Source organism: Rhodococcus sp. 15-649-2-2 (genome assembly GCF_002258645.1).
In the GTDB taxonomy this organism is placed as follows: Bacteria; Actinomycetota; Actinomycetes; order Mycobacteriales; family Mycobacteriaceae; genus Rhodococcoides.
Window position 1 is genome coordinate 161,560 of record NZ_NPFM01000034.1, and the last position, 5,982, is coordinate 167,541.

The window sequence follows — 5,982 nt, forward strand, 5'->3', positions numbered from 1 at the left end:
CGCTCTCCGTCAGCGAGATATCCATTCGTCGAGGACAGGTCCGAACTCGGCGAGCGCCGACGCCGACGCCATCTGCCAGTGCGTCGAATGAACTTGCGTCACGGTCGGTTTCCCGTCGATGAACTCGGTCCACGTCGATGCACCGGCAACACCTGTCGGGTCGTCGACGACGGACGCGAAATAGAGCAGCTCACCGTCGAACCGCTCCGGCTCATGGGCCTGCAGCATCGCGGCCGACCGTTCGATTCCGTCGACGATGCCCTGCACCCGCTCTCTGGACAACGCATCGAACGGAGCGGGCATGGTGCTCAGTAGCGCCATGGCGGAATCGACGGTCAGTTCGGACACGTCCGAGTCGTGTTCGGAGTCGATGCCCAACCCGCCGAGCACCTCCCCCGCAGTCACCGTCCGTTCTACGAGATGTGTGGTTCGGGACAGCACGAACGAATCCATCATTGCCAGCGTCGACACCGTCTCCCCGAGCCCTCGCAACTGCACGGCGACCGCATGAGCGATGACGCCGCCCATCGACCACCCCAGCAGGTGGTAGGGCCCGCTGGGCTGAATCTCGCGGATGCGATCGACGAAGATCGATGCCCACTCGTCGATCGAGGCGGGCATCGGGTCGCCGGCCAGCACCGGAGATTGCAGACCGTAGAGGGGCCGGGTGCTGTCGACGTACGGTGCCAATCCGCCGAACGCCCAGGACAGTCCCACGATCGGATGTACACAGAACAGTGGCGTGCCGCTTCCACCACGCAGTTCGACGACGGTGTCCAGTCCGGTCTCTTCGGCGATCGGAGTATCGGAACGACGCGCCGCATCGATCCGCGACGCCAACGCTGCGACCGAGGAATCGGAGAACAACCACGACACCGGCACCGTCACGCCTTCGAGGGAGCGACCCAACCGGGACACGAGCTTCATTGCCGACAGCGAGTTTCCGCCCAGCGAAAAGAAATCGTCGTCCGACCCGACTCGCTCGACGCCCAGTACATCCGCGAACACCGACGCCACTGCCTCCTCCACCGCGGTGGCAGGAGAACGGAATTCGCGCGCCTCGAACACTGGATCCGGCAACGCTCGGCGATCGAGCTTGCCCGCCGGATTCAGCGGAAGTGACTGCAGGACAACAAAAGCCGACGGCACCATGTACGACGGAACCAGCGAGCCGAGCCTGGTGCGAATATCCTCGGTGTCGAGAACCGCATCGGCTACCGGTACGAGGTACGCAGCCAGAAGGTCACCGGCGACCGAGCCGGAGACCACGACCACCGCCTGACCGACTCCGGGCAACGATGTCAGAGCGGTTTCGATCTCCCCGAGCTCGATGCGCTGACCGCGGAACTTGACCTGGAAGTCGGTACGTCCGATGTACTCGATTCGGCCGTCGCCGAGCATCGACCATCGCGCCAGGTCGCCCGTTCGGTACATGCGGTCACCGGCGCTGCCGAACGGATCGGCCACGAACCGTTCGGACGTCAGATCCGGTCGTGCGACATAACCGCGGGCCAATTGCACACCCGCCAGATACAGCTCACCGGGCACCCCGGCAGGAACCGGATGCAGTCGCGAATCCAGAACTCGCACAGCGGTGTTCCATTCCGGAACACCGATCGACACCGAACCGTCGCCGGACGCGGCAACGAGGTCGGCTGCGTCATCGGAGACATCACGATAGGCCACCGACACGGCCGCCTCGGTGGGACCGTAGAGATTGTGCACTCGTGCGTTCGACACGCCGCGGCAGGCCGCCACCGTCCGAGAGGGTAGAGCCTCTCCGATGACGAATACGTGCCGTAGTGTAGATATCGCTTCCGCAGCAACGGATTCCGCGAATACGGTCAACATCGACGGTACGAAATCGGTCACGGTCACTCGATGTCGGGAGATCAAGTCGCCGACGACATCGACCTCGCGCTGCGCACCCGGCGGCGCGATGATCAACTGCCCGCCGGTCCGTAGGGGAAGAAAGAAGCCCCACAGTGACACGTCGAACGTCGTCGCCGTTTTCTGTAGATACACGTCCGATTCGTCGAGTCCGTACTCCTCGGCCATCCAGACCATCTGGTTGACGATGGCCCGATGCTCGACCGCGACACCTTTGGGCCTGCCCGTCGAACCCGAGGTGAACAGGACGTACGCGAGATCGGCGGAGTGGGGACGTCCGAACGTGGGCACAGCATCGATCCGCTCCACCCCGTCGATCAGCAGGACCGGGACATCACTGGTCGTCGCGAAGTCGTCTCTGCTGGTGGACAGTACGACCATCGGATCTGCCGTGGACAGAATGTGATCGTTTCGCTCGATCGGTTGATCTGGATCGAGGGGAACGTAGGCCGCACCGGCGCGCAACACCGCGTACATCCCGACGACCAGTTCGATGGACCGTTTCATGGCCAACCCGACGAGAGCGCCGGGACCGGAGCCGTCCTGATGCAACCGCTGCGCTACGGCATCCACCCGAGCCGAGAACTGGGCGTAGGTGAGCACATCGTCTCCGAAGACAACGGCTACGGCATCCGGAGTCGCGGCGACCTGTCGATCGAATCCGTCGAGCAATAGCTCGTCATCGGGTACAACCGCGTGATGGGTGTCGTTCCACTGCTGCAGGATTCGGTATCGCTCGTTCTCCGGCAGTATCTCGTGGTCGCCGATCGGTGCCTCGGGATTCTCGGTGACCGCATCGAGCAACGCAACCAGCCGTTCCCCGAAGGCGACAACGGTACCCTCGTCGAACAGGTCGGTCGCATAGAGCAGTTCGCCGGCGAGTCCACCCGCCGATTCCGTGACCGTGACCTGTAGATCGAACTTGGCCGAGAACGCTGCGGCCCCGAACCGCGAGACCGTCAACCCGGGAAGCTCGAACGTCCCCTCGGAGAAATTCTGAAAGAACAGTGCAACCTGCACCAGCGGGTGTCGGCTCTGCGATCGCACCGGATCGAGCACCTCGACCAGACGCTCGAACGGCACCTCTGCGTTCTCGAAGGCATCCATGTCGGAGATCCGCACCTGGTCGAGAAGCTGCGCAATCGATCGATCTCCGTCGACCCGCGTCCGCAGGATCACCGTATTGACGAACATACCGACCAGATCGTCGAGACCGGCATCGCCGCGACCACCGACCGGCGCACCGACGGCGACGTCGGGAGAACCGGACAGCCTCGCAAGCAGAACCGCCAACGCCGCGTGTACCACCATGAACGGTGTCGCGTCATGCCTGTGCGCGAGTTCGACGATGCGCTCGTACGTCTCGGGCTCGACGGCGAACTGCGTCAGTCCACCTCGCCCGGACGCCACCCGAGGACGTGGTCGATTCCACGGCAACTGCAGTTGCTCCTGGGTGCCTGCCAATGCAGCTTCCCAGAAGGCGATCTGTTTGGACACCAACGAATTCGGATCGTCCTCGGAACCGAGCATTTCGCGCTGCCACAGCGTGTAGTCGGCGTACTGCACAGCCAGTGGAGGCCAGTTCGGTGCATCTCCCGCCGCACGAGCCACGTAGGCAGTCATCACATCTCGCGACAGCGGCCCCATGGACAACCCGTCGGCGGAGATGTGATGAGCGACGAAAGCCAACACGAATTCCGGCTCGGAACCGTCCGGGTCCGTGATCTCGAACAGCCGCACCCGAAACGGAATCTCCGTCGTCACGTCGAATCCCCTCGACAGGAACTCACCCACCGCCTCGGGTGCCGACTCGCGTGACGCCGGAACGACCTCCATGGTGACGCCGACACCGGACACGTCGAGAATCTGCTGGAACCCCGTTCCGTCGAGTTCGGGGTACACGGTGCGCAGCGACTCGTGCCGAGCGATCACATCGTCTATCGCCGCGCGCATTGCATCGACGTCGAGCGCGCCGGTCAGAGCCAGAGCCACCGGCACGTTGTTCATCGCCGATGCGGTGTCGAACCGGTTGAGGAACCACATGCGCTGCTGCGCCGGAGAAAGCGGAACATGTTGCGGGCGAGGCCTGGACGAGTCCAGAACGGTCAGCGCGTCGGCCTCGGCCGCATCGATCGACGCGGCCAACGACTCGACGGTGGCATTGTCGAACAGTGCCCGCGGTCGCACTCGGCGCCCGAGCGCTGCGCCGATGCGCGCAGCGGCCTGCGTCGCAAGGAGCGAGTTGCCACCCAGCGAGAAGAACTCGTCGTCGGACCCCACCTCGTCCACACCGAGCAAGTCGGCGAAGACGTCGGCCACGACGATCTCGGTCGGAGTCGTCGGAGCTCGGAACTCGCGCACCGCGAACACCGGTTCCGGTAGGGCACTTCGATCGAGCTTGCCTGCCGGTGTCAGTGGAATCGACTCGAGTATCGTCAGCGTCGTCGGGACCATGTGCGCAGGCAAGTATCTCTTCGCTGCGTCCAGAACCTCATCGACGCCGAGATCCACTCCCGTGTTCGGCAGGACGTAGCCGACCAGTTCGGTTGCACCGGAATCGCGTCGGTGTCCTACGGTCACGGCGAAGTCGACCCCGTCCACGCCCGCGAGCACCGCGTCGATCTCCCCGAGTTCGATGCGAAAGCCTCGCAGCTGAATCTGCGCGTCGTTGCGACCGACGTACTCCACCACGGGTCCGCTGTCGCCCTGTCGCCACCGAACCAGGTCGCCGGTTCGGTACATCCGCGAGTGCGACGGATCGCCCTCTACCGCAAAGGGATTGGCTATGAACCGTTGCGCCGTGAGCCCCGTACGCTCGAGATAGCCGCGGGCCAGTCCCGGCCCACTCATGTACAACTCCCCCACCACGCCCACCGGAACCGGCCGGAGGCGGTCGTCGAGCACATGACTGGCCATACTCTGTGTGGGCGAGCCGATGTCGACGGCTCCGCCGGAGACGAGCGGGGCGGACAGGCTGCAGATGACGGTCGTTTCGGTGGGGCCGTAGGCGTTGTGGAACTGCCGACCACGGGCCCATCGTCCCATCAGCTCCGCGGTGAAGGTTTCCCCTCCGACGGCGAGCGCACGAAGTTCGGGAAGGTCGCCGGAATCCATGGTCGTCAGCGCGGCAGGCGTGATGATCGCGTGAGTGACTCGATGCTTCGCCATGATCTCGGTCAATTCCGTGCCGCCGTAGACACCCGACGGAACGATCACCATCATCGACCCGTTCACGATGGAGATCAGCAGTTCCAACACGGAGGCGTCGAAACTGGGTGAGGCGAAATGCATTGTGCGAGAGTCACCGGAGGTCTCGAACGTGTCGTTGACGGTGGCGGCGAGCGGGGCGAGTCCGGCGTGCGTGACCGCGACCCCTTTCGGCCTTCCGGTCGACCCGGACGTGTAGATCACGTAGGCCAGATTGGCGGGAACCGGCTGAGCCAGACGGTCCTGCGGTGCGATCGGCTCTGCCGACAACTGCTCGAGTTGCCGCATTTCGTCGGTCCCGTCCAGTGCGATCCAGGACACTCCGTCGGGCAGCTCGGCCACCCGGTCGGACGTAGTCAGTCCCCATCGAACACCGGAGTCGGTCACCATGTGCTCGATCCGCCCGGGTGGATACCGCAGATCGATCGGCAGGAAGGCTCCGCCGGACTTCGCGACCGCCCATACCGAGGCCACCGATTCGATGGATCGATCGAGCGCGATCGCCACCAGGTGGTCCGGTCCGACGCCGTGAGAGATCAACAGCCGAGCCAACTTCGACGACTGCCCGTCGAGTTCTTCGTACGTAACCGACGTTTCGCCGAAAACGAGCGCGGTACCCGTCGGATTCTTCTCTACCGCTGCCGAGAGCAATGCCGGCAAGGTAGGAACCCGTGCGGGTCGGCTACGGCCCGGTTTCGGACGCCTGACACGTCCCTTCGGTCGCGCTGCCTTACCGGACGTACCGGTCCCCGACCACTCCGAACTCACTGAACACTCCTCATCGGCGGCGCTCCCACACAACCGCCTCAGTGACGCGTGCCGAGAACGCTCACCGTCTCTACGGACGGTTGTTGTTCAGGGCCGAAGTCTATCGACCCGATCGGT

Annotated in this window: 1 protein-coding gene; it reads right to left on the reverse strand. The window is 64.3% G+C overall.

Annotated features, from left to right (window positions below; all coding sequences use genetic code 11):
* Window positions 1–9 precede the first annotated feature (9 nt).
* Window positions 10–5,865: a non-ribosomal peptide synthetase gene (locus CH305_RS26385; protein WP_256983994.1), complete on the reverse strand. Its 5,856-nt coding sequence runs from the start codon at window positions 5,863–5,865 to the stop codon at window positions 10–12.
* Window positions 5,866–5,982: the final 117 nt, after the last annotated feature.